Here is a 23,947-nt window from a genome sequence, read left to right on the forward strand (position 1 = left end):
GAAATTATGCCAACACTTCAACCGGGTTCGGGTCAGTATTTGCACATTGAGTTTGTTCGGGATGTAAAACGTCAACCCGAGAGGCGGCGACCAAACCCTAAGTTTCCCAGACCAAAACCTCCCATACCAGAAGACTTTCATCAACATGCTCAAGACGTTTCTCAAGATATAACTGAGGCAGTTCAACAAATATCTCAAGTTCGTCAAGGTTGTGGAATAGAGCCTTCCACACTTTTGGTTTTAGAGTTCAGTAGTGTCAATCTTGATCTGCGAGATATTTTTGAGCAGCGTTTTAGAGCTTGGGTTGTTAGCGAATATAAAGATAAGGTGGGAAACCAAGATCGATATCGGTTTCTTGTTCAATTTCCTACTGAAACGTCTCGTCAGCATTTACAAGAAGAAATTCGACTCTATAGAACAGAAGCTAATAATATTGAAGTTTTGCCTTTAAGTATGAGGCAGAATTTTTGTGACGCTCTACAAGCCGTGCGTTCTGTATCGCGAGATGAAAGAATTGGAGTGCGTCTTCGTGAAGAGGGATTTCCTGATGTTGAGTCATTCTATGTAGATGTTGATCTTTGGCATCCTGGAGATTCCTCAGCTGCTCGCCAAGTGCTAAAGGATATACGCTCAATGTGTGCTAAGTATGGCGGTGCATTAACAGAGGAAGTACGCACATCCAGTTTACTCCTAATTAAAGTTTATGGTTCCAGACAATTAGCTGAAGCTCTGCTCGAGTTGGATTGGGTTGCTCGTGTTGATCTTCCTCCTAAATTGTCACAAGCTTACTCGCAAATCTTTGATGAGATTACACTTCCTGATCCTGTCCCAATTCCTTTGGATGACGACCCTCTTGTCTGTATAGTAGATAGTGGTGTGATATCAGGACATCCATTGCTGGTAAATTGGGTGATTGAAGAGCGAGATTTTGATACTGGAGAAAACACGACAACTGACTTGAATGGTCATGGAACCTCGGTTGCAGGTTTAGTTGTCTACGGTGATATTGCCAAGTGTATCGAAAGTCACCAATGGCAACCTAGAGTTAGGATTTGTAGTGCGAAAGTGCTATGCCATAATCGTATTTCAGAAGAAGTTGATATCCCAGCCAACCGCCGTGCAGAGTTGATTATCGAAGAGGCTATTCGATACTTTGTTCATGAAAGGCAGTGTTCAATATTTAACCTTTCAATTGCCTCAAGAGATGAAATCTACCGTCTAGAAAGGCAGTTTCAGTGGGCAGAGAAACTCGATGAATTAGCGAGAGAACTGGTTCGGGGCTTGTTTATGGAGTCACCAACTTTGCAGTTAAACCTGAAGTTGTTGCCTATGGAGGTAATTGGGCAATTCAGACAACGGCTGGAGGTAGTCCCCGTTGGAGTCGGTCTTTCATCTTTTTAGGAGAGCCAACCCTTCAAAGAGAAAGCAATGGACGATTTATTACCGCAAGAAATGGCACTTCTTTTGCCTGTCCCCATGTTGCTCATGCTGCTGCCATTGCTGCTGTTAGCTTAAAGGCAACTCTTGAGCAAAGACCATCTGCGAATTTAATTCGTGCGTTGGTGGGTAGCGCAACTATAGCCCCTCCATGTCCTCCAGATTGGTTAGAGGATGAGAAAGAAACACTTCGTTTAGTGGGTTACGGTATATGTTCAGTAGACGACTTAACTTGGTCGAAAAAAAATCAAGTTCGTTTAATTGCGATGGATGAAGTTGAGTTAGATAAACTTCACATCTATCGTGTAGCTGTTCCTCAAGTGTTTCTTTCCACCAAAGGAAAGAGAGGTATCACGGTTGCACTTGCTTATGACCCTCCAGTTCAATCCAGTCGAAAAGAGTATCTTGCCAATACAATGTGGATAGAGGCATTGCATGGACTAACGACTGAAGAGGTGGAAATATATCGAGCTAAAAATGCCGCACAAGATGTTGATGTTCTTCCTCCTGGCAAGGAAATAAAACTACGACCTCCCAAAACTGACGTTCAGTGGTCAACACTGCAAGTTAGAAGGATAAAGTGGTCAAGAAAACCGAAACTAAAAATACCTGATGGTGAAACCGAACCAGTTATTCATTTTGTTGTCGGTTGTCAGCAAAGATTCCCGACAGGATTTGACTATAAACAGCGATATGGTTTAGTTGTTCTATTTTGGCATGAATCCGAGGAGATAGAGTTATACCAAGCGTTACGAAATCGAGTAACTCTCAAAGCGGCTCGTGTACGAGTGGGGGCTTGATATAAATGATTTAATGTGATAGTTTTGAGTCAAAAATTTTAGCTAAATCATATCGTAATCCTTGACCCATATAAAACTTTAATAGAGCATCCAATGACATATCTCGACTAGCCGCTACTTTTTTAAGTGACTCCACTGTGTCTGTAGGAATCTTGAGTGATATTGTCTCAGTCGCCCGTGGATGCAAACGCAATTCAAAGGTTTCTTCAGGCTGGTTCATAGAATTTTCGGTCAGTACGAGTATCAATACAAGCAGAATTGTCTCCACTTTACCTATCCTCTATGATGACGATTCGGTGCGGTTAGTCCCACTCACTCAAAAGTAGTCTTGGGTATTTATACTCAGAACCTATAAGGATTTCTAATAAAGCCCCTGGGGTTGATCGTGTAAAAATGAAGAAAATATAAATCGTTTTAATAAACGTTGCTGATACAGGAGTCAACATCCATGGTCGTACTCACCGATCGCACCCAGAAGCGCTTAACGATGCAGACGGGGGAAATCGCGCCAGATACAACGGCGATCCGTTCCCTAGACTGGGATCGCGATCGCTTCGATATTGAGTTTGGGCTGCAAAACGGCACCACCTATAACTCGTTCCTGATTCGGGGTGAGAAAATTGCCCTGGTGGATACCTCCCATGAAAAGTTTCGTGAACTTTACTTAGATACCCTCAAGGGGTTGATTGACCCCAGCCAGATTGATTATCTGATTATTAGCCACACGGAACCCGATCACAGTGGCTTGGTGAAGGATATTGTCCAACTCGCACCAGAGATTACCGTTGTCGGGTCAAAAGTGGCGATTCAATTCCTAGAAGACTTGGTGCATCACCCCTTCAAACGGCAAATTGTCAAAAACGGTGACCAACTGGACTTAGGCAAAGGGCATATCTTGCAATTTGTCAATGCCCCCAACCTGCATTGGCCCGACACCATCTTCAGCTACGATGCTGGAACCCAAGTCATGTTTACTTGTGATGCCTTCGGGATGCATTACTGTTCCGACAGCACCTACGACGAAGACATTAATGCCATAGAAGCCGACTTCCGTTTCTACTACGACTGCTTAATGGCACCCAATGCCCGTTCCGTTCTCTCCGCCCTGAAACGGATGGATAAACTAGGAGACATCACCACCGTCGCCACGGGTCATGGTCCTCTATTATTGCATCATGTTGGCGAATGGGTGGATCGGTATCGGCGCTGGAGTAAAGCCCAGGCAAAAGCCGAAACCTCTGTCGTCGTCTTTTACGTGTCCGATTACGGCTATAGCGATCGCCTGTCCCAAGCCATTGCCCGAGGCATCACCAAAACTGGGGTAGGTGTAGAAATGATGGACTTAAAATCGGCTGATCCCCAAGAAATTCAGGAAACCGTCAGTCGCGCTGGGGGAATTGCCATCGCCATGCCTCCCGCCGCCAATAAAGTCGCCACCGCTGCCGTGAGTACCGTCCTCGCTGCGGTAAAATCCAAGCAAACGGTGGGTTTATTTGAATCGTATGGGGGAGATGACGAACCCATTGACCCCCTATTGAGTCAATTCCGCAACCTGGGACTCAAACAAGGATTTGCCGAGATTCGGGTCAAAGAAACGCCAACCGAAGCCACCTATCAACTCTGCGAAGAAGCCGGAACCGATATGGGGCAACTGCTGACTCGCGATCGCGAAATTAAGCAACGGAAATCCCTGGATAGTGATCTCGACAAAGCCCTAGGACGGATCAGTGGCGGACTTTATATTATTACTGCCCAAAAAGGTGACATTAAAAGTGCCATGTTAGCCTCCTGGGTATCCCAAGCCAGCTTCAAACCCCTGGGCTTAACCATTGCAGTGGCGAAAGATCGGGCGATTGAGTCTTTGATGCAAGTCGGCGATCGCTTTGTGCTAAATATTCTAGAAGAGGGGAATTATCAGGCATTAATGAAGCATTTCCTCAAGCGGTTTCCCCCAGGTGCCGATCGGTTTGAAGGGGTGAAAACGCAAACCGCAACCAATGGATCACCGATTCTCACCGATGCGCTGGCTTATGTGGAATGTAAAGTAGAAAGTCGGATGGAGTTGAGTGACCATTGGATTGTCTACGCCTCTGTTGACGCTGGACGAGTGTCTAAAGCGGATTCATTAACAGCGGTTCACCATCGCAAAGTGGGGAATTATTATTAAACGCAGAGGAACGCAGAGGTCAACGCAGAGGTACGCAGAGGATGACCGAGAATGAGGTGTCGGGAAAAGTTATTGGGTTGGCGATGAAGGTACACACGGCGTTAGGACCGGGTTTATTGGAGTCAGCCTACGAAGCCTGTTTGAGGTATGAACTTAACCAGGCTGGCTTAAACTTTGAACCCCAGAAACCATTACCGTTAGTTTATGAAGAGATTCGTCTCGAATGTGGATATCGAGTCGATTTACTCGTCGAAAACAAAGTCATGGTTGAACTCAAAGCCGTTGACGCCCTGCATCCCATCCATACCGCCCAACTCCTAACCTACCTCAAACTCTCCCACCATAAACTTGGACTCCTAATCAACTTCAACGTCATCCATCTCAAAGACGGCATCAAACGAGTCGTCAATCACCTCTAACCCCTCTGCGAACCTCTGCGCTTCCCTCTGCGCCCCTCTGCGTTAAAAAAAACATTCACCAACCACCCCAAACCATGAACCTCAAACGAGTCGTCAATCACCTCTAACGCCCTCTGCGAACCTCTGCGCTTCCCTCTGCGCCCCTCTGCGTTAAAAAAACCATTCACCCCTAACTCAACCATGAATTCTCCTACCCCTCGCGACGTTCAAGTCCTTCCCATCGCCTCCAACACCACTGTTCTCCGTTCCCGGACGTGGGATAGACTCAAATTTGAAATCGAATATGCCCTGCAACGCGGCACCACCGCCAATTCCTATCTGATTCAAGCGGATAAAATCGCCCTGATTGACCCTCCGGGCGAATCCTTCACCGAAATCTTTTTAACCGAACTCCAACGCCGGATTGACCCCAAACAAATCGATTATGTCATCCTCGGTCACGTCAATCCCAACCGAGGCGTTACCCTAAAAGCCTTACTCAAACTCGCCCCTCAAATTCAATTCGTCTGTTCCAATCCCGGTGCGATCGCGCTGCGTGGTATCTTAGATGCACCGGATTTAAAAGTAACCGTGGCGCGAGGCGATGAAAGCCTAGATTTAGGCAAGGGTCATCACCTGCAATTTATCCCCACGCCTAACCCCCGTTGGCCCGACGCCCTTTGTACCTACGACCCGCACACCGAAGTTCTATTTACCGATAAGTTATTTGGTGCCCATCTGTGTGGTGACCAAGTAATGGATGAAGGCTGGACAACAATTAGCGAACACCGCCGCTATTATTTCGATTGCGTCATGGCACCCCATGCGCGACAGGTAGAAAAGGCACTGGATAAGATAGAGGAGGTGCAAGCAAGGCTTTACGCCACAGGTCATGGGCAATTGGTACGCTATAGCTTAATTCCCCTGACCCAATCCTATCGCCAATGGTGTGAACGTCAAAAAACCCAAGACATAAGCGTTGCTCTGTTGTATGCTTCAGCGTATGGGAATACTGGCACGGTTGCCCAGGCGATCGCACGGGGGATTACTAAGGCTGGAGTTGGTGTAGAATCGATTAACTGCGAAATCGCTGACCCGGAAGAAATTCGCGCCGCCGTGGAAAAGGCGGAGGGGTTTGTCATGGGTTCTCCTACCTTAGGGGGTCATGCACCCACCCAGATTCAAACCGCTTTGGGGATTGTTTTATCCACAGCGACGAAAACTAAACTGGCTGGGGTGTTTGGGTCCTTTGGCTGGAGTGGTGAAGCGATTGACTTGATTGAAAATAAATTTAAGGATGCGGGATATAAGTTTGGCTTTGAGACGATTCGGGTTAAGTTTAAGCCTACTGAAACCACACTGAAATACGCCGAAGAAGCGGGAACGGATTTTGCCCAAGCCTTGAAGAAAGCCAAGAAATCCCGCACATCCCGCCAACCCGTCAGTGATGCCCAAGTTGCCCGGACGGAACAGGCTGTGGGGCGGTTAATTGGGTCACTTTGTATTATTACCGCCAAGCAGGGAGAACTGACGGGGGCGATGTTGGCAGATTGGATTTCCCAAGCCACGTTTAACCCACCAGGTTTAACTATTGCGGTAGCGAAAGACCGGGCAATTGAGTCATTAATGTACCAGGGTGATCAATTTGTGGTGAATATTTTAGAGGAAGGGAAGCATTTAGGGTTAATGAAGCATTTCCTCAAACCTTTTGCCCCAGGGGAAGACCGATTTGCGGGGGTGGCGACGGAGGAGGCTGACAATGGTTGTCCGATTCTTAGCGATGCGTTGGCGTATGTGGAATGTACGGTGGATAATCGGATGGAATGTGGGGATCATTGGTTGATTTATGGGGTGGTGACGAATGGCAAGGTGTTATCGGATGGGGTAACGGCGGTGCATCATCGCAAGTCGGGGACGCATTATTAGTGCAGGGGGATGGGGGGATAGGGTATTTTTTTAACGCAGAGGAACGCAGAGGGAAAGCGCAGAGGAACGCAGAGGGGTTAGCGGTTGGGATGCAAGTTTTATCGGTATGGAGAAGATAAAGTTGGGTTGATAATTGAGAGGCGTTCAGGAGGAATGCCTCTATGTTTTACTTGCCACGAATGGCTATTACTGGACATATCCTACAGGATGGCGGTTGGGTCAATGTCAAGATAGAGGTTAAGGTTGGATACTTTAATCAGGATGATGAATCGCCTGAAACCTGGGGAGACGCCGACGATATAAACGGCGGTGGGGCGGGCGTTTTTGTTGGCGCAGCAAAGTTTGGTGGAAAACTGTCTGAGTGAATTGACTGGTGAGAATAAAAGTATCTGGGATTGTCCACCTCAGTACAAAAATGAGGTAAGTTGGCTAAACCAAAAGTTAAAACAGCTAAAGGCGGATTTGCAGAAGCTGGAAAAAGGGGAATTTAGCGAATTAGCGGTGACACCTGTAGCGGATATTGACTCCCTGTTAACCCCAGATGGGGCGTTGGTTGGGGATACGGTTCAGGTGGTGCGTCAAAAATTGATGGTAGTCTTACAGCAGGAGAATGCGATCGCACTTTACCAAACGAAGGCTGTAACTCCCCAGGTGGGCTTGTTTGAACGGATGTGTGCCTGTTTTGCAGTGGAGATGCAGCAGAATCCGGTACTGCGGGAGATGATTCAGGGACAATTGCTGACTCAGATTAATGCTAATTTGAACAGCCAGCAGGTGACGGTTAAGGATATCGAAACCTCTCTGACACATCTAGGGCGAGACATGGGCGAAATTAAAGGCTGGTTAGAACGTATCCATAACCAGTTATCCACACATCCGGCGGTTCCGCTTCAGTTTCAATCCCTGATTGCGGAGAAGACAGAAGGATTTGTCGGGCGGGAGTTTGTATTTCGGGCGATTCAGGACTTCTTACAGCAACAGTCTAATGGTTATTTTATTATTGAAGCTGATCCCGGTGTGGGCAAAAGTGCCATATTAGCCGAATATGTGCGACAGACCGGATGTGTGGCATACTTTAATGTGCGATCGCAAGGCATCAATCGCGCTGATGATTTCCTCAAGAGTGTTTGCCGCCAGTTAATTGAACGCTATCAGTTACCGTATGATTTGCCCTTACATCCAGAGAATACCCGCGATGGCAATTTCTTAGCGCGACTGTTAACCGAAATTACCCCTCACCATTCCCCCATCGTGATTGCGGTGGATGCGTTGGATGAGGTGGAGATGAAGAGTCAGACGGATGGGGCAAATGTTCTCTATCTTCCCCAGTCTTTGCCCAATGGCGTTTATTTTATCTTGACAAAACGCCAGACGTATGTTCCCTTAACAGTGAATAAGCCCTACCTGTTTAATTTAATGGAGTATGGGGCAGAAAGTTTACAAGACGTAGAGCGTTATATTAACCAACAGGTTCAGAAAAAGCCCTCGTTACACCAGTGGGTAGAGAATCAGGGACAAGACACAGCCACCTTTATCACCACTCTGGCACAAAAGAGCGATCGCAACTTCATGTATTTGCGCTATGTCCTCGAAGATATCGAGTCTGGTGCGTATCAGGATTTAAATCTTGCCAACTTACCCCAAGGCTTACAGCAATATTATTACCAGCATTGGCAACGCATGGGGATGACAGCTAAACCCTTACCGCGAACCAAGATTAAAATTGTCTATGTTTTAACAGAAGCCCGGAAACCTGTCTCATCGCTGCTGATTTCCCAATTTGCCGGAGAAGATGCATTAACGGTGCAGGAAGTCTTGGATGAATGGGATCAATTTTTGCGAGAGGAAAGGATTGAAGGACAAACCCGCTACAGTATTTATCATGCCAGTTTCCAGGATTTTCTCCATCGTCAGGATATTGTCCAAGCGGCGGGGATAACCATTCGGGATATTAATGCCTTGATTGCCGATAATTTAGCCGAAGAATTAGGATTGTAATGAAGTTTGTAGTTGCGCTTTAGCGCCATAAACGCTTGAATCTCCCACTATAAGTTAGCGCTAAACTCAAGTCTCACCAACCGCCTTAGGTTCAAACCCAAGGAACCAAAAGCCAAAGTCCACTAAAGTGGACTAAAATCCATATTCAGTCAGCTTTAGCTGACTTGAGCTATTAGCCCGGAGTTTGAACTCTGGGCGGGTGTTCAATAAGCTTTTAAACTTTTTAGGAGACAAGCCATCATGACCATCACATCCCCAAAAATGACGCTTGAGGAGTATCTTAACTATAACGACGGAACAGATACCCAGTATGAACTGGTTAATGGGGAATTAATCGTTATGCCACCAGAAAGCGATTTAAACCAACGAATTGTCATGTTTTTACTGAGCCATTTTCTCCAACAAGGAATTCCCTCCTATCGCTTGCGAATTGGGGCGGAAATTGTAGTGAGTGGTTCACGGGCAACAACACGCTTACCCGATTTAATGGTACTTTCTGAAGAACTGGCAACGGCGTTAGAGGGAGCAAGTCGGTCTACAATAATGATTGATATGCCCCCGCCTCAGTTAGTGGTTGAGGTAGTGTCACCGGGACGAGAAAATGCAGACCGAGATTATCGGTATAAACGTTCTGAATATGCAGCGCGGGGGATTGCCGAATATTGGATTGTTGACCCCATCCAACAACGGGTTACAGTGCTAGAGTGGGTAGAAGGGCTTTATGAGGAGCGGGTTTTTCAGGGTAATCAGCAGATTATTTCACCGACGTTACCAGATTTGGATTTAACGAGTGAAAGAGTGATTAATGCTGAAGGTTGATATTAATTCACCTGTTCAGTTTGTTATTATTGAGCCATCAACTGTTGTGTAGATGTCCTCTTCTTTTATAGATCCCCCTCTTCCCTTTTTAGATCCCCCTCTTCCCTTTTTAGATCCCCCTTCCGTCCCCCTATTAGATCCCCCTTCCGTCCCCCTTAAAAAGGGGGAGACCAAAGGATGCTTCGCTTTTTGTTCCATGGGGGAGACCAAAGGATGCTTCGCTTTTTGTTCCATGGGGGAGACCAGATGTTGCTTCGCTTTTTTTGCAGGGGGGAAGCCAAAGGATGCTTCGCTTTTATGGTACAGGAGAACAATAAATTACAGCATATTACAGGTTTATAAGGTATACCTAAATTACAGAAAAAGGATAATTAATCAGCGACAATGGATAAAATAACCAATAATCTACCTCACGAACTTAACAACCACTGGCATCAAAGTCCCCCTTTTTAAGGGGGATTTAGGGGGATCTAGACAACTCAATTCCGTGAGTTTTGTGATTCTCTTCTCTCCTTTGTCCTCGTCTCTCCACTTCCAGATATACTTCCAACCAAGATAGTCATGGGTGAATTAAAGCAAAAACTCGCAACAATGTCACCAGAAAAGCGACTCTATACCTTAGAAACCCTACCCACTCATTTTGGTGAAGCGGGACAGTTTCAGCGATTGTATCGTTTGCTAACGGATTATGATTTTATCGAGGCGAAATTAGATGCTTTGGATGTGCATGCGCTGATTCAGGACTATGAATTCGTCGAAAATGCAGAAACGCTGAGATTGATTCAAGGGGCGCTTCGGCTTTCAGCGCACGTTCTAGATAAGGACAAAACGCAACTGGCTGGTCAACTGATAGGGCGGTTGCTGTCTTTTAAAATACCAGAAATTCATGAATTATTGGCACAAGCAAGTTCAATGAAAAAAACATGGTTACGACCTTTAACACCGAGTTTAATTCCCCCTGGTGAGCGATTAATACGCACCCTGATAGGTCATACCGGAAAGGTCACTGCTATCGCTGTGACGCCAGATGGCAAACAACTGGTTTCTGGTTCAAATGATAACAGTCTAAAAATTTGGGATTTAGAAACGGGAAAAGAAAAGTTTTCCTTTATCGGTCACAGTGATGAGATAACAGCGGTAGCTATAACACCAGACGGCAATCAGATAATTTCTAGTTCAAGAGATGGTACTGTTAAAGTTTGGAGTTTAAAAAATAGGAAAAATTTATTAACTATAGATAGTCATCAAAATTCCGTGAATGATATCACTTTGACCCCAGATGGCAAAGAGATTATTTCCGGTTCATCTGACAAAAGTATTAGGATTTGGAATTTGGAAACTGGAGAAGAAATGTTGATCTGGAAGGGTCGTCCTGCTGGGTCATTCACTCTCACACTACCTGCAAAAATTCGGAGTGAATTGGTCAATGCTGTTGCTGTGGCTGATACACCTTACGGATTGCAGGTAATCGCTGGTTCTTTGGAGAAAGATAATAATGGCAAAACTTGGACAATCATAGGCTTGAATCGGGCAAATAGGAAAAAAACACTAAGCCTCACTGGTCACCAAGACGTGATCACTGCTATTGTACCTGTATCATCTGGTCGTCAGATAATTTCAGCCTCATCTGACAAAAATATTAAAATTTGGAGCGAACCTAATACAAATTTTGATATTCTTAGTAAGACTAAAAATTTCACTCTCAAGGGTCATAAGGACTCAGTTAATGATGTTGCTGTTACGTCAGATGGCAAGCTAGCAATTTCAGCTTCATCTGACAAAACCATCAAAATTTGGAATCTATTGACTCGGAAAGAACAGTTGACAATTACTGGTCATATTGACTCAATTAACACTATTGCTGTTACCCCAGATGGTAGGCAAGTAATTTCCGGTTCATCTGACAAAACTATTAAAGTGTGGAGTTTGAAAACTGAAAAAGAACAATCAACTATCGATAAGCAGGGTATACCAAATCATCCAAATTATCTTTTTGAACCAAAATCATTGAGTAACTTTTTAATACCAGTTATATTTTTTGTTGCTTTCATAATTGTTTCCGTGAATTACCCCCTATTCACCGAGTTTATATTTAATACAATAACAACAGGTATAGTGGTATTTATAGCATTGAAATTAGAATTTATTGTAGTGCTAATTACACTTATCGGGTTTACCAAAAATATCGCTAATATTTTCAATCTAATAATAGATATATTTGAACTAAATTCAAAAAGCAAAGCCACTATTAATAAAAATCATCAGCGATATGTTTCGTGTTTATCTGACCAGACTATTAAATTATCGAATGTGACCGATCAAGAAAAAACATTAAGTTGCAATGGTCATAATGACTCAGTTATCGCTATGGCTTTCACTGCAGATGGTTCAAAAGTCATTTCTGCTTCATCCGACAAGACTATTAAAGTCTGGAATATAGAGACTATGGAAGAAGTATTGACTCTTCAAAATTATCGAACATCGATCACGGCTTTAGCTACCACTCCTAATAGCAACCAAGTTATTTTGGGAGCAGATGATGGTACTATCGAGGTTAAGCAGAACAATACTGAGCGATTTTTTAAATTGAAATCTCAATATTGGTATTTTTCTAAAATTATAGAATTATCTATATCCCTATTTTCGATTCCTTTTATTGTTTGGATTATTTTTTGGGCGAGGCATCATTTTTTAATAAGCATCTTAGGGATTTTATTAATGGTAGCAACATTAAGTTTATATTATTGCAATAAAATTAAAATTTCAGAAAGTCTATTGCAATCTCAAAAAATCAACTGTTTGGTTATGATGCAAGACGGAGCTAAAATAATTGTTGCTTCAAAAGATAAAACTATAAAAGTATGGGATATCATTAATTGTCAGCAATTATTTACATTTAAAGGTCACACAGATGAAGTAAATAGTTTAAGTTTAACTCCAGATGGCAAGCATATAGTTTCAGGTTCAAAAGACAAAAACATCAAAGTTTGGAATCTGGAAAAGCGCAAGGAATTATTCACTCTCACTGGTCATCAAGATTCAGTCAATTCTGTGGCAATTACTAAGGATGGAAAGCGATTAATTTCTGCTTCTTCTGATAAAACAATTAAAGTTTGGAATTTAGAAAAACGTAAGGAAGTATTTACTCTCACTAGTCATGGAGATTCGGTCAATTCCATAGTAGCTATCCCAAATAGCAATCGGGTGATTTCTGCTTCGTCTGACAACACTCTGAAACTTTGGGACTTATCTCAAAAAGAGGTGATTGCAAATTTCACTGGCGAGAGTGGAATAAATTGCTGTGCGATCGCGCCCGATGGATTAACCATTGTGGCGGCTGGTGCATCGGGACGGGTGCATTTTCTGCGGTTAGAAAATAGCAGGGGATTTGATAGCGAATGTAGAGGATGAAATAAAGCAACACTCTCCCCTGTCAACGGGTCGGGAACGGTTTGACGAGTCGCCTTGTAACGATTGCAGGTTGGACAAGCCAAACAAAGATTATCAAACACCGTCTCTCCACCTGCCGATCGCGGTATAATGTGTTCAAATTCAAAAGTCGTGGCAGTCAAGGCTTCAGCCGTTTGGCAGTAGGCACAACAATCAGCAAAACGACGGCGAATTTGTCGCTGTAACTCGACGGGAATGTAGACACTCACGCTACAGTTCCTAACTCTCGTAGGCGATTTAAGGTATATCTGGCTCTCGTTTTGAGCAGGGTTAATTGGTCAACCTGTTCCAATAAATAATCTAAAGTCGCCCGTTCTTCGTCTAAAAGCTGATTTTCAGCATTTCGCTCCAGAAGTATATCCAAGTGGTGTTGAGCCGCAGGAGCCAGCTTACTCTCAGCCAAAGCTTGTAGTTCCTCTTGGCTTAAGCCAACTAAACACTCGGTATCAAATGCTAATGGATGGGCTAATCGCTCGTACAGATCCAAATCTAACAATACACCAACGCGATCGCCCTGCTCGTTCGTTATATAGCGTACCGCCTCTGACATGGTTTTCGTCTACCTTGCTATCCTTCTAGTCTAACTATGATCAGGTGTCACCAAAAGAAAACGCGATCGCAAATCCCCCAAACAATGCAAACGATAGTGATAGAATAATAAATCGATCCAAAAATCCCGACCCCCAACCTCAAGGTGATACTGGTTTCCCACAAAGGCAAAACCAACGCCTAACTCCAGTAAAAAATCTCGAATATGTGCCAGAAGTGCCTTTTCTAATTCCCGTTCCCACGCTTTATCCCCTAGACTGAGAAAGTCAAAATTGTAGGGATCTTTTAATACCTGTTCAGCGAGTTCCGATTGAGGTTTAGACAGAGTTCGGTCAAAGTTAGTCGTTGCCTTTCCCTGGCGATGATACAGTCCCAACTCAATTTGATGGGCTAAAATGCTGCGACTCCACCCATGCTGAATCGTTTTCTGAATATACCATTGGCGCTCCGCTGCTTCTTTAACTTTATCCAAAAGAACACAGTTATGGAACCAAGGAATTTGTCCAGCAAGCTGCTGGACAATTTGCTCATCAGGATAAGCCTCCGCAAATGCTCTCATGTAAAGGAGATTGGTTCGTGAAAAACCCTTCATCTCCGGAAACGCTTTCTTTAAATCCTTGGCTAATTGGCTAATCACTTTAGCCCCCCAACCCTGCTGTTGCTGTCGAGACAGAATCTCTTGTCCAATTTGCCAGTACAGCATCACTAACTCCCGGTTTACGGCTAGTGCGGCTCGAACTTGAGCGCGGCGAATCTGCTTTTTTAAGCTTTGCAAGAACTGATCATAGCCTGGAGGTAATAACTTATCTGCCATATAGCACTACGAGGATACGGTAGGACATCAGTTAGTTCAAGAGGGAACAGGGAACAGTAAAGAATGTTCTATCCTAACCTGTCTTAGTACTGCCATAACTCAAGTCCAAAAGATGAATAGTAATGAATACCAAATCCGGATTAGCTACCCTCGTTATAACCTAGTCCGCGCAGGCGGACTTTGTTTGTGTAGCAGCGATTTCAATCGCCGTGGAAAAAGGGGGTGATAAAGGCGGATTTGGTATAAAAACTCCATTCCCCTCAATTGGATCGGGTCGCCCTCTTCTGGGCGCTAAACAGGGGAATCGGTTTTGCCCGGTTTTGTCTTGTCGTTTGTCAGAATACTCTGATTGCGATCGCGCTACGACGAGACTCCTATATCGTTATCGCTGTACCATCAAACTTAGTCAGCGAGAAACAGCTATCCTCGTTATACGTCAGCTTTTGCTCCTGCAAAATCCCGATCGCGATCGCTTCTCCTAATTTTACCGATTCGGTGTAGTCTGTCCGCCAGTGTACACCTGCCATGTTGCGACCGATGGAAATATTTGCCGCTAGCTTATTCAATTCTCCGCCTACGGTGAGAACCTCTGTACCCGGTCCACTATAGGGAATGTAAGACACCAACTGCGTCCCATCTTCATTCGGCACCACTGGCTTGGGTATCTGATAAGACTCATCAAACCACGCCTTTAACATCGTCACACAAGCCCCCGCCACTGTCGCATGTCCCGCACCGTAAGCCGGATGAGTCGGTGATCCTTCGGGAAACACTTGCGGTAGCAGATAATTACCATTCTTATCAAACATCGCTTTAAGTGCCTGAGAATTAAGAATCTCTGGATGAATGGGATACTCCGCCCGTCCGGTTAAATGATTGTGAATCAGTCCACCAAAGGCTTCAGGGCGCAGCCGCCGATGCACAAACCATTTTTGATACCAAACCGCTTTTAAGGCTCGCGTCGCCACTTCTGTGACTAAACTGAGGATATGCGGTCCACCAAACGTACCAAATCCATCCTGATTCTCTGAGGTGAGATAGAAATTCCCTCGATCAAACGGTGCGCCCATATCCAATAAAATCAAACAAGCATTCAAATAGGCTTGATAGAGAGCATCAAAATGCACATAATTGCCTAAATCCCGCATATTCCGGATATAGCGCGGCACTTGATCAAATTGATCCTGACCACTGAAATCAAAACCATTTTGCACCGCCAACCACATTTTGTAATCGGTCATAAAGTCGCTGTTGGGAACAACCGTCCGTTGGCGTTGGTTAATGGTCAGCGTGCCATATTGGATATCTTTGAGCAGAAATTGCGAGATAAAAGGACCCACAACATCTCCCGGTGTAGACCCTCGGAAAATCACATCTGGTGTCACTTGACCCTCTTCTTTGGGTCCCCGGAAATCCGAGCAGTTTGAGAGTTCTTCTGCGGCTTTTTCAATGTCACAGTGATCGCGAAAGTCGGTAAAATTAACCTCCCGCAGTAGCGCCATCCAGTAAAGTTCGATGGCTTCACAAGCATTTTCTGCCCCATCGATACGGGGAGCAGGGCGAATGGTTAATGACTGAGCATCGGGTCCTTCTAAATCAAAGGCTAACGCCGCTTGCGGATTGATCAATCGACGACAACCTAGGCGTTTCTTGTCCTCAGAACTGGATTCGGATAACTCTGGTTTGCCGTGAGTACAGCCCCGTGGTATTGCCTCAAAATCGCCAGGATTGCCACTACACAAAGCTTTCAGGAAGAAGCGGTAAGCTTTTGGGTTGACTTCACCCAAATCGTTATGGGGTAAACCTTTGGAATAGTTGGCAATATAACTCAGTTCGTTATCACAGTTCCGATACGCCGACTCCTCACCATTATTTAAATGCTCAGGATGGGGGCGCAAAAAGGCAATTTCAGCCGCTTCTTCACGAACTTGGCGAGATAAGCTGCGACGGGAGCAGATTTTTTTCATATTAATCTAATTTTTGCAACAAGAAGCTTTATCCTTCAACAGCAATAGCAACCCATCCGGATAACTTCTAGGTTGGATTCAACCTAAAATTTTCCAGTTCAACTTGATCCACCGTTGACCCACGGCAGACAAGGATACGGTTGCTCAGGTTAGACGATTAGACCAATGGTAGAGGCTTCAATGACTCGCTGTCTATATCCCACATTTTTCTTTACGAAAACGGGATGCCACCTGATGCGATCGCTCACAAAAATATGTATAAAGATAAAGTATTAACTGTTTAAATGCCGTAATCGGGACGCACCTACGTAGTCGGACTGGCGGTAAACTGTTAAATCCGGGTCAACTCTCCCGTTTTGGTAGAGATCTCCTGTTTCTAACCCATCGAGTTCAGCAGCAGCAATACCCGGTGTAGCTGAGGAAGAATTCAGGAATCCGAGAAATGCCACAGCCCCCCATTCCTCCTATTCCCCGTTCCCTGTTTCCTCCCCTCACCACACTACTTATTCAGTAACCCCTAAGCTAAAATCACGCATCATCTTCTTAATCTCTATGTTGTGCATTTCCTCCTGACCAATTTGACCCCGAGCAAATTCTTCGAGATAGATGGAAGCATCTTCCACGATATCCAGGAGTTCTTTATAGAGATCTAAGGCTTTTTTCTCATGGTTAAGGCTTTCCTGTAAAATATCCTGCACAGAATGTTGGTAGGTTTCCTCGATGGGCGCAATCTTTTGGCTGGGATGACCTTCTAAGCCTGTGATAATTTCTCCCACCTGTTGAGCGTGGAGCAGAGACTCACTAGCCTGTGCCTTAAAAAAGTTGACAATGGGAATTCGGTTGGGACCAATGATCATCAAGGAGTAATGAGTGTAACGCACGACACCAGCCAACTCAAACTCCATGATGGTGTTGAGTACGTCAATGGTCTTCTTCAGGTCAAGTTCTTTCATAATGTTGAGGTTGCAGTATGTAGATTCACTCAGATCTGTTTTAGTTTATCCTTAAAGGACTCTAACAAATCAGCTCATCTACAACAGTTGCTAGAGAACATTTCGCAACCTCGGTAAGGGAAGATGGGGGAGCAATGTAGAGACGTAGCATGCTACGTCTGGGAGTTGGGGGAGCAAGATGCTCCCGTTACGGCGAACCGCTTATTGCATGGCATTATTCAAGTTCGCCCCGTCTAAGTTAGCTCCCGCCATATCTGTTCGGGTGATAGTGGCGTTGTTGAGATTGGCATTTCTCAAATCAGTGTTGCTCAGGTTCGCGCCTTCTAGGTTAGCACTGTCGAGGTTTGCTCCTGCCAAATTCGCTCCCGCTAAATCTGCCCCGTTGAGATTCACGCCATTTAGATTAGCATTTTCTAAGTTAGAATGACTTAGATTTGCCCCGGCGAGATTGGCTCCTGCCAAATTCGCATTGGCTAAATCGGCATTGGTACAATCAGCACCTTTGAGATTTTTGCCACTCAAATCAGCGCCATTGAGGGTTAAGCCTGCACATTTGAAGTTGCTGGGTGCGACAGTGGTATCACTGAGTGTAGTGGGTGGGGATATCGCCGCTTCTGTCTGGGTGGGCTGACTGACGGCGGCATTGGTTACACTATTTCTCTGTAACAACCATCCGGCTAAGCCAAGGGCGATAAGCACCGGAAGTGCGATCGCGACCCCCATAACAAAAGGTTTACCACGTTTAGCTTTGCGGAGTTGAGCTTCAGCTTGGATGTTTTCTATCTCAATCTGGTGAATTGCCTCTTCCATAAACTCTGATGGAATTTGGGCTTCGGTTCCAGCATCGATTAGCTCTTGTACCGAATAGCTTTGGTTGTGCTGGGCATAGAGTTGAGCCGCTCGCGTCAAAACGTCTTGGGCTTGCTCTTCTGGAATTCGATGGTTTTGCAGTTTCATAGGAGTGTTAGTGTGAGTACAATGAGCAATTTCCAGATCAGGTGGCTGGTTCCGAGAAACGGAGAATAAATCGTCGTTAACGGTTTCAGCGTCTGGCGCAATTGAACGGCGATAAAATTTATAAGCAGACAACCTGAAGCTAGGTTGAATGCTTATTTAGATTTAGGCGGGAGTGGTTACTCTTACTATTGAGAATAGCTTGATGTTGATAAAATTGAAGGGGTTGAGGCGTATTTTTGAGGAAAAATGGTAAAATTTTACTGTTTGCTTAAAAAGGAATCGGTTAGTTAAAGCGTTGATAAAGAAACTTGTGATTCGGGATTAGTCAAATTTAGCGGTTGGGATTAGGGCGGGTTTTGTTGTTCACTTATTGGTGGGCAGGGCGGGTTTTGTTGTTCACTTATCGGTGACTAGCTGAATTGATTCCCTAAACCCGCCCCTACAATTGTCCCTAAACCCGCTCCTACGTCTTTGCCATGCGATCGCGTATCGGTTACACTTTGAATACCCATTCATCGGGGAAAAAGCCATGAATATCCGTATTGGGAACGGTTACGACATCCATAAACTGGGAAACGGACGCCCTTTGATTCTGGGAGGTGTAAGCATTCCCCACGAATTGGGATTGCTGGGACATAGTGATGCGGATGTCCTCACCCATGCGATTATGGATGCCATGCTAGGCGCATTAAGTCTCGGTGATATCGGTCATTATTTTCCTCCCACCGACCCAAAATGGGCAGGGGCGGATAGTATAGAGTTATTGAGTCAGGTGAATGAATTAGTGCGATCGCAAGGTTGGCAGATTAGCAACATTGACTCGGTAATCGTGGCTGAACGTCCCAAGCTCAAGCCTCACCTCAAAACCATGCGCGATCGCCTCAGCACGACTCTAGGATTACAACCCGATCAAATTGGTATCAAAGCCACCACCAACGAAAAATTAGGACCCGTGGGACGAGAAGAAGGAATCGCGGCTTATGCTGTAGCGTTATTCGTTAAAGATCATTAGTTCTTTTGCAGGAGTTATAAAAAGTCAGGCTGGTAATATTGTTGGGTCAAGATTTAATCTGAATAAAACTTGTTGATACGAGGTCAGATTGAACATGATAATAATTCAGTCCCAGTAAAGTTTTAAAATAAATAGATATTGGTTCTTTCAAGACCGTTCTATAGTCTTGATGAAGTTGAGGGATTATTGAGTGACTATCGCTTAAAAAGAGAGCAGTTCCCAGAACCGACATGGACTTATCATTAAGGGATTGAATCAACTCCTGTGGCGTTATTTCGTTTTGATTATAAACATGATTTAAAGCCACGTTATCTTCTGCCAAAATTGCTTGAAATGCGATTAACTCATCCTCACTAAGCTGTTGAGCAAATTCCCATAAATTCTGCCATTTTTGCGGTAGGATTATGGATAAATCCCGTTCAGGTCTTGGTAAAACCGTTTCAGGGCGTGTCACCTTCTGCACTCGTAAGGTTTGCATTTGCTGTTGCAGATCAGTATAATCGGATTCTAACTGCTGTTTAAGCTGTTCTAAGCGTACCAAATCTTGATTCAGTTGCTTTTGTTGCTGCTGCTTTTCTGCAAGTTGCTGCTGCATTTGCTCGAGTTCCGATTTGAGCGGATTTAGATCGTCCTGAACCCGCTGTTGCTGTATCCGTAAGGACAAAAAGGTTTGATTTAGTTGCTCTAAACGTTGTTTTAAGGCTTGAATTTGGGTATGTAAGTCGTAAGCTTCGCCGCCTAAGTCTTGCTTCCGGCGTTCGAGTTCAACTAAGTCTTGACTAAGATGTTCGTGGTGATGCAGTTTATCGGCTATTTCAGTTTGAAGCTGTTCAAGTTCAGTATGTAAGTGATTTAAGCGAGTTTCCGCTGGCTGGATTTGAGCCGTTTTTGCCCAGAGAGATTGATTCAGTTCGCTTTGGTGTTTCTCTAGCTGTTGAATTTGCGATCGCAGAATACTCACTTCCTCTAGGTGTTCCTGCTTGTGCTGTTGAACTTCACGGATTTCTTGATACAGGCTATTTCGTTGGTTATGCAGTTCAGACACCCGACTCAGTAGCTGACTCCGTTCCGTTTGTAATGCATTGATACTGGCTTCGAGTTGGTGTTGAGTTTCCCTTCCCTGCATGAGTGATTCATACAGCAGGCTTTCTTCTTCCTCAAATTCTTGGATTTGATTGAGTAAAGCATTTTTGCGCTGTTTTTCTGCTTCGAGGCGTCGCCTATCTGCTACAGTAACGCCAGCATAACTTGCGACAACGGTAACGACTCCATTAACCAAGGCTTTGTTGGGGTTAACGAACAATCCCACACCCACGCTGACTGTAAAAGCAACTGTACCAAGAAGCATTTGATTAACAAGTTGGTTCATTGGTCATTCGTCATTGGTCTTATGTCATTTGTGATTGGTCTTATGTCATTTGTCATTGGTCTTATGTCTCAAATCTAAACACAAAGAGGGCGGGTTTTGTTGATCAGTTATCGGTATACCCATCAATTAAACGGCTAAACCCGCCCCTACAATAGGATATAACTTTTGCCTCCTGCTACCTTTCTACCCTATCCAAAGGACGAATCCCTAAATCAGCGCTGAGAAAATCCACAAATTGGCGGGCGCTGCGCCCAGAACGTCCATTGTGGCGGGTTGCCCATTGAATGGCACGGGATTTTAAGTCATTTTGGGGTAAGTTTATGTTGGCTTGTTGGGCTAAATGATAGACAATGTTGAGATAAGCGTCTTGGTTGGCTGGTTCAAAGGTCAGGGTTAAACCGAAGCGATCGCTAAAGGATAATTTTTCCTGTAAGGTATCCCAGGCATGGATTTCATCATTATCGCTGGGACGAGGGCGATCGGCAAAAAATTCCCGTACCAAGTGGCGTCGATTGGAGGTGGCATAAACGACTACATTTTGGGGACGGGCGGTGACACTTCCTTCTAAGACGACTTTTAAGGCTTTGAATGCATCGTCGTCTTCTTCAAAGGAGAGGTCATCTACAAAGATGATAAACTTCTGCGGTACGTCTCGCAATTGCTCCACTATCATTGGTAAGTCTTTTAAGTCAGACTTGGCAACTTCAATCAACCGCAGTCCCTGATTTTTATACTTTTGTAATAACCCCTTGACTAATGACGACTTACCTGAACCACGACTGCCATAAAGTAAGACATGTAACGCCGGATAATCGGCGAGTAAAAATTCTGTATTTTTAACTAACGCGGCTTGTTGAGACTCATAACCCACCAATTGAGTTAACTGAATCGGATCAGGGTGGGCGATACCAACCAATTGACCCGACTGCCAACGCAGGGCATGATATTGGGCAAATAACCCTGTACCATGTTGCTGATAGTGGGCGGCTAATTCCTCGAGAGATTCTGTCCAATCACTAGAGTGGTGTAGAAATGTAGGCTGTACTGTGTCCAGATTCCAGGAAACAGGCTGTGCTTCTAACTGAGAGGCTTTTTGCACCCATCGACTTAGCTGTTCAATGCAACATTGAGAAAGATGGTGCAAGGCGCGTAAATCCTGTTTCGCCGCCGTGACGAGGGCTGGAGGTAAATCGTCCAGGGCTACCCGTTGTACTTGCACAGAAAAGGGATTCTCATCCTGGAGAATTTGCCGAATCAGAAAATCTTGCCAACTTTGTCCGTGGGCGGCTAAGATTTTGAACCAGTTTCCATACGCTACCAAGCAATCGGTTTGTTCCGCTTCACCCTGGCTTAGGGTTTGCAAAATACGCAGAAAGGCTTTTCCCACGTCGTTACGCAGAACCGATTGATACAGCAGCAGCGACGCGGCTTGGCGTTTGAGGAATTGGCTGGAGGCGTTGGCAGGTCTCTTTGATGATGGCATGACGCCCATTGTAGCGGATTACGGAATACACAAGGAAATTTCGTTTCTTTCCTCAACCCAGCCGACAAAGGTAACATGCTTCCTGTTCCCAGCCTAATTGGTCGCTATCTTCTGATAACTGATTCGTAGGCATTAGTTGTGGGTCTATGACTGTTGCAGACTGTTCAGAAAATAGTTACATTAGTTGATATCATTTTATGATTGCACAAGCTGCAACTATGGAGCGAGAAGCTGTAACTATCCGTATTCCCGCCGATCTGCTTGAGCAAGCCAGGCAGTTTCGAGAGGGCAGTGAGTCTTTTAACGAGATGGTTGTTGAAGCAATTGACCGAGAGGTGCGACGGCGGCGATCGCTAGCAGCCCATCAACGCATTGTAACTCGTAGTGCTGAAGTAGAAGCCAAAACAGGAATTCAATCAAGTTCTGTGGACTTGATTCGTCAGCTTCGATCGGGTGAGGGATGGCGTGACTAAGTGTATCGACACCAGCGTTTGGATTCCTTATTTGATACCTGAGACATTGCAACCCCAAGCCAGAAACTTTATCCTTCCCTTGCTGACATCGAATGAGCGTTTGGTTGCTCCAGCATTTGCATGGACTGAAGTTGGCTCAGTATTGCGAAAAAAAGTAAGGTTGGCAGCAATTACCACTTCCCAGGCTACAGGGTTTTATGATGATTTCTGCCAGATGCCTGTTGAGTACCTCGATAGCAATGCTATCCGTGCAAAAACATGGGCGATTGCCCAACAGTTCTCTTTGGCAACTCTCTATGATGCTGCTTTTCTAGCCGTTGCCGAGCTAGAATCTGCCGAATTCTGGACAGCCGACCAATCTTTGCTCAATACGCTTACACCATGTCCAGGATATGTCCGAAAACTGGAAGCATAAATAGGGCTTGCTGAATAAGTATTGTGGTGGGGTAAAGAGGTTCCAAGGCTCCGAGACAGGGGACAGGAGGGAACAGTAGTGCGAGCGTCTCACTCGCTATTGGGTCAGGTTTTTCTCTCCGTGTTAGGATTTGCTTGAGTAAGGAGAACTCCCTATGGTAACTAAACTGGCTGTAACCGATGTTGTTAAGTCCCTCAATCAGGCTGAATCCCGCTTCAACTTAATCCGTGAAATTGATTTGCAGTTCTTCCCAGAGTGGTTTGAAAACTTGCCGGAGTTAACGGCGCAAGAAACAGCGATGCTGGATCGGGTTAGGCGGATTCATGCCTATCATAGAGCAGATGGACCGTTAACAGAAGGTACAGTTAACCTACTCATCTTATCTCCTCTGCTGTATCTAGCTGGATTTTGTGAGCCTCCGTTTAAAATTCGAGCGGAAGTGTCTGTTGAAATTACGCATCAGCAGCGAGATGAAATTTTAAGAGGAAGAATTGATGCTCTAGTTTTACAAAATTTGTTTTGGTTAGTGTTTGTGGAGTCTAAGCCGTCAACCTTTGCCTGTTTGGATGCAATTCCCCAAGCTTTGGCTTACATGATGGCTAACCCCGTTTCCCAGCAACCTGCGTTTGGTTTGGTGACAAACGGAGATGATTTTATTTTTGTTAAGCTGGTCAAACAATCGTCTCGATATGCGCTTTCCACAAATTTATCTTTGCTGGAGGTTCCTGATAATGGTTTGTATCGGGTGTTGCGCGTGATGAAACGAATTGGAGAGCAAATAGGGGTTGCTGAATAAGTGTTGTGGTGGGGGGGGGAGCGCTGACAGGTGTAGGTTTTTTATTTTAGGGTGGGGACAAGACAAGGAGGACAAGGAAGGAAAGAAGACAAGGGGGAAAAACCGTACAGAATTCGGTTCGGTCAAACTAACTTCTAAAAGCCGAAACGCCCTATTTTTCGTTC

At 44.9% G+C, this 23,947-nt stretch carries 21 protein-coding genes and 2 pseudogenes; 13 read left to right on the forward strand and 10 right to left on the reverse strand.

Annotation, left to right across the window (positions count from 1 at the left end):
* The first annotated feature begins 6 nt into the window (after positions 1-6).
* Both RIE73_RS22990 and RIE73_RS22995 read left to right on the forward strand, forming a co-directional pair.
* Positions 7-1,401: a S8 family serine peptidase gene (locus tag RIE73_RS22990; protein WP_446403401.1), complete on the forward strand. Its 1,395-nt coding sequence runs from the start codon at positions 7-9 to the stop codon at positions 1,399-1,401.
* Positions 1,347-2,237 carry a hypothetical protein gene (locus RIE73_RS22995; RefSeq protein WP_446403420.1) on the forward strand — a complete coding sequence of 297 codons (891 nt, stop codon included), beginning with the start codon at positions 1,347-1,349 and terminating at the stop codon, positions 2,235-2,237. The genes RIE73_RS22990 and RIE73_RS22995 overlap by 55 nt, the downstream gene beginning before the upstream one ends.
* Positions 2,238-2,247: 10 nt before the next feature.
* Here RIE73_RS22995 and RIE73_RS23000 read toward each other — a convergent pair whose 3' ends face one another.
* On the reverse strand, positions 2,248-2,457 hold the full coding sequence (locus RIE73_RS23000) for a hypothetical protein (protein WP_446371421.1): 210 nt from the start codon (positions 2,455-2,457) through the stop codon (positions 2,248-2,250).
* A gap of 228 nt (positions 2,458-2,685) precedes the next feature.
* Between RIE73_RS23000 and RIE73_RS23005 the strand changes: the two genes are divergently transcribed.
* From RIE73_RS23005 to RIE73_RS23035, 7 genes are all read left to right on the forward strand, one after another.
* Positions 2,686-4,404 carry a diflavin flavoprotein gene (locus tag RIE73_RS23005; RefSeq protein ID WP_446403402.1) on the forward strand — a complete coding sequence of 573 codons (1,719 nt, stop codon included), beginning with the start codon at positions 2,686-2,688 and terminating at the stop codon, positions 4,402-4,404.
* 41 nt (positions 4,405-4,445) lie between these two features.
* Positions 4,446-4,823 (forward strand): GxxExxY protein, encoded by a 378-nt coding sequence (locus tag RIE73_RS23010; RefSeq protein WP_446403403.1) that lies wholly within the window; start codon positions 4,446-4,448, stop codon positions 4,821-4,823.
* 180 nt (positions 4,824-5,003) lie between these two features.
* Positions 5,004-6,728, forward strand: coding sequence for a diflavin flavoprotein (locus tag RIE73_RS23015; RefSeq protein WP_446403404.1), 1,725 nt, complete (start codon positions 5,004-5,006; stop codon positions 6,726-6,728).
* 161 nt (positions 6,729-6,889) lie between these two features.
* Positions 6,890-7,093: a hypothetical protein gene (locus tag RIE73_RS23020; protein WP_446403405.1), complete on the forward strand. Its 204-nt coding sequence runs from the start codon at positions 6,890-6,892 to the stop codon at positions 7,091-7,093.
* Positions 7,074-8,726 (forward strand): hypothetical protein, encoded by a 1,653-nt coding sequence (locus RIE73_RS23025; RefSeq protein WP_446403406.1) that lies wholly within the window; start codon positions 7,074-7,076, stop codon positions 8,724-8,726. The genes RIE73_RS23020 and RIE73_RS23025 overlap by 20 nt, the downstream gene beginning before the upstream one ends.
* A gap of 240 nt (positions 8,727-8,966) precedes the next feature.
* Positions 8,967-9,545: a Uma2 family endonuclease gene (locus RIE73_RS23030; RefSeq protein WP_446403407.1), complete on the forward strand. Its 579-nt coding sequence runs from the start codon at positions 8,967-8,969 to the stop codon at positions 9,543-9,545.
* 561 nt (positions 9,546-10,106) lie between these two features.
* Positions 10,107-12,956 carry a WD40 domain-containing protein gene (locus RIE73_RS23035; RefSeq protein ID WP_446403408.1) on the forward strand — a complete coding sequence of 950 codons (2,850 nt, stop codon included), beginning with the start codon at positions 10,107-10,109 and terminating at the stop codon, positions 12,954-12,956.
* Here the strand turns inward: RIE73_RS23035 and RIE73_RS23040 are convergent.
* The 7 genes and pseudogenes from RIE73_RS23040 to RIE73_RS23070 form a co-directional block, all read right to left on the reverse strand.
* Positions 12,950-13,204 (reverse strand): annotated as a pseudogene (locus RIE73_RS23040) (HNH endonuclease); the annotation flags it as partial. The gene RIE73_RS23035 and the pseudogene RIE73_RS23040 overlap by 7 nt on opposite strands.
* On the reverse strand, positions 13,201-13,545 hold the full coding sequence (locus RIE73_RS23045) for a hypothetical protein (protein ID WP_446403409.1): 345 nt from the start codon (positions 13,543-13,545) through the stop codon (positions 13,201-13,203). The gene RIE73_RS23045 and the pseudogene RIE73_RS23040, both read right to left, overlap by 4 nt.
* An 81-nt stretch (positions 13,546-13,626) precedes the next feature.
* Positions 13,627-14,358, reverse strand: a pseudogene (locus RIE73_RS23050) (PDDEXK nuclease domain-containing protein); the annotation flags it as partial.
* Positions 14,359-14,732: 374 nt separating this feature from the next.
* Complete coding sequence (locus RIE73_RS23055; protein ID WP_446403410.1) at positions 14,733-16,325, reverse strand: vanadium-dependent haloperoxidase; 1,593 nt, start codon at positions 16,323-16,325, stop codon at positions 14,733-14,735.
* Between the two features lie 272 nt (positions 16,326-16,597).
* Positions 16,598-16,774 (reverse strand): hypothetical protein, encoded by a 177-nt coding sequence (locus RIE73_RS23060; RefSeq protein ID WP_446403411.1) that lies wholly within the window; start codon positions 16,772-16,774, stop codon positions 16,598-16,600.
* A gap of 54 nt (positions 16,775-16,828) precedes the next feature.
* Positions 16,829-17,278 (reverse strand): ferritin-like domain-containing protein, encoded by a 450-nt coding sequence (locus tag RIE73_RS23065; RefSeq protein WP_446403412.1) that lies wholly within the window; start codon positions 17,276-17,278, stop codon positions 16,829-16,831.
* A 201-nt stretch (positions 17,279-17,479) separates the two neighbouring features.
* Entirely contained in the window at positions 17,480-18,367 is an 888-nt protein-coding gene (locus RIE73_RS23070) for a pentapeptide repeat-containing protein (RefSeq protein ID WP_446403413.1), read from the reverse strand.
* Positions 18,368-18,764: 397 nt separating this feature from the next.
* On the opposite strand from RIE73_RS23070, the gene ispF reads away from it, so the two are divergent.
* Complete coding sequence (gene ispF, locus RIE73_RS23075) at positions 18,765-19,247, forward strand: 2-C-methyl-D-erythritol 2,4-cyclodiphosphate synthase (RefSeq protein WP_446403414.1); 483 nt, start codon at positions 18,765-18,767, stop codon at positions 19,245-19,247.
* 46 nt (positions 19,248-19,293) lie between these two features.
* On the opposite strand, the gene RIE73_RS23080 is transcribed toward ispF, so the two are convergent.
* The gene (locus RIE73_RS23080; RefSeq protein WP_446403415.1) at positions 19,294-20,616 is read right to left on the reverse strand and encodes a hypothetical protein; all 1,323 of its coding nucleotides are present in this window, start codon (positions 20,614-20,616) and stop codon (positions 19,294-19,296) included.
* Between the two features lie 175 nt (positions 20,617-20,791).
* Complete coding sequence (locus tag RIE73_RS23085) at positions 20,792-22,099, reverse strand: ATP-binding protein (RefSeq protein WP_446403416.1); 1,308 nt, start codon at positions 22,097-22,099, stop codon at positions 20,792-20,794.
* Between the two features lie 218 nt (positions 22,100-22,317).
* On the opposite strand from RIE73_RS23085, the gene RIE73_RS23090 reads away from it, so the two are divergent.
* From RIE73_RS23090 to RIE73_RS23100, 3 genes are all read left to right on the forward strand, one after another.
* Entirely contained in the window at positions 22,318-22,572 is a 255-nt protein-coding gene (locus RIE73_RS23090; protein ID WP_446403421.1) for a YlcI/YnfO family protein, read from the forward strand.
* On the forward strand, positions 22,565-22,987 hold the full coding sequence (locus RIE73_RS23095; RefSeq protein ID WP_446403417.1) for a type II toxin-antitoxin system VapC family toxin: 423 nt from the start codon (positions 22,565-22,567) through the stop codon (positions 22,985-22,987). The genes RIE73_RS23090 and RIE73_RS23095 overlap by 8 nt, the downstream gene beginning before the upstream one ends.
* Before the next feature lie 154 nt (positions 22,988-23,141).
* Entirely contained in the window at positions 23,142-23,783 is a 642-nt protein-coding gene (locus RIE73_RS23100; RefSeq protein ID WP_446403418.1) for a type I restriction endonuclease subunit R, read from the forward strand.
* Positions 23,784-23,947: the final 164 nt, after the last annotated feature.

Source organism: Coleofasciculus sp. C1-SOL-03 (assembly GCF_040220555.1).
GTDB lineage: Bacteria > Cyanobacteriota > Cyanobacteriia > Cyanobacteriales > Coleofasciculaceae > Coleofasciculus.

Coding starts and splice junctions, on each gene's coding strand:
- RIE73_RS23085 (WP_446403416.1), bottom strand. CDS start 22,099: ATGCCATCATCAAAGAGACCTGCCAACGCCTCCAGCCAATTCCTCAAA.
- RIE73_RS22990 (WP_446403401.1), top strand. CDS start 7: ATGCCAACACTTCAACCGGGTTCGGGTCAGTATTTGCACATTGAGTTT.
- RIE73_RS23100 (WP_446403418.1), top strand. CDS start 23,142: ATGGTAACTAAACTGGCTGTAACCGATGTTGTTAAGTCCCTCAATCAG.
- RIE73_RS23020 (WP_446403405.1), top strand. CDS start 6,890: ATGTTTTACTTGCCACGAATGGCTATTACTGGACATATCCTACAGGAT.
- RIE73_RS23045 (WP_446403409.1), bottom strand. CDS start 13,545: ATGTCAGAGGCGGTACGCTATATAACGAACGAGCAGGGCGATCGCGTT.
- RIE73_RS23055 (WP_446403410.1), bottom strand. CDS start 16,325: ATGAAAAAAATCTGCTCCCGTCGCAGCTTATCTCGCCAAGTTCGTGAA.
- RIE73_RS23030 (WP_446403407.1), top strand. CDS start 8,967: ATGACCATCACATCCCCAAAAATGACGCTTGAGGAGTATCTTAACTAT.
- RIE73_RS23065 (WP_446403412.1), bottom strand. CDS start 17,278: ATGAAAGAACTTGACCTGAAGAAGACCATTGACGTACTCAACACCATC.
- RIE73_RS23005 (WP_446403402.1), top strand. CDS start 2,686: ATGGTCGTACTCACCGATCGCACCCAGAAGCGCTTAACGATGCAGACG.
- RIE73_RS23080 (WP_446403415.1), bottom strand. CDS start 20,616: ATGAACCAACTTGTTAATCAAATGCTTCTTGGTACAGTTGCTTTTACA.
- RIE73_RS23010 (WP_446403403.1), top strand. CDS start 4,446: ATGACCGAGAATGAGGTGTCGGGAAAAGTTATTGGGTTGGCGATGAAG.
- RIE73_RS23000 (WP_446371421.1), bottom strand. CDS start 2,457: ATGAACCAGCCTGAAGAAACCTTTGAATTGCGTTTGCATCCACGGGCG.
- RIE73_RS23015 (WP_446403404.1), top strand. CDS start 5,004: ATGAATTCTCCTACCCCTCGCGACGTTCAAGTCCTTCCCATCGCCTCC.
- ispF (WP_446403414.1), top strand. CDS start 18,765: ATGAATATCCGTATTGGGAACGGTTACGACATCCATAAACTGGGAAAC.
- RIE73_RS23035 (WP_446403408.1), top strand. CDS start 10,107: ATGGGTGAATTAAAGCAAAAACTCGCAACAATGTCACCAGAAAAGCGA.
- RIE73_RS23090 (WP_446403421.1), top strand. CDS start 22,318: ATGGAGCGAGAAGCTGTAACTATCCGTATTCCCGCCGATCTGCTTGAG.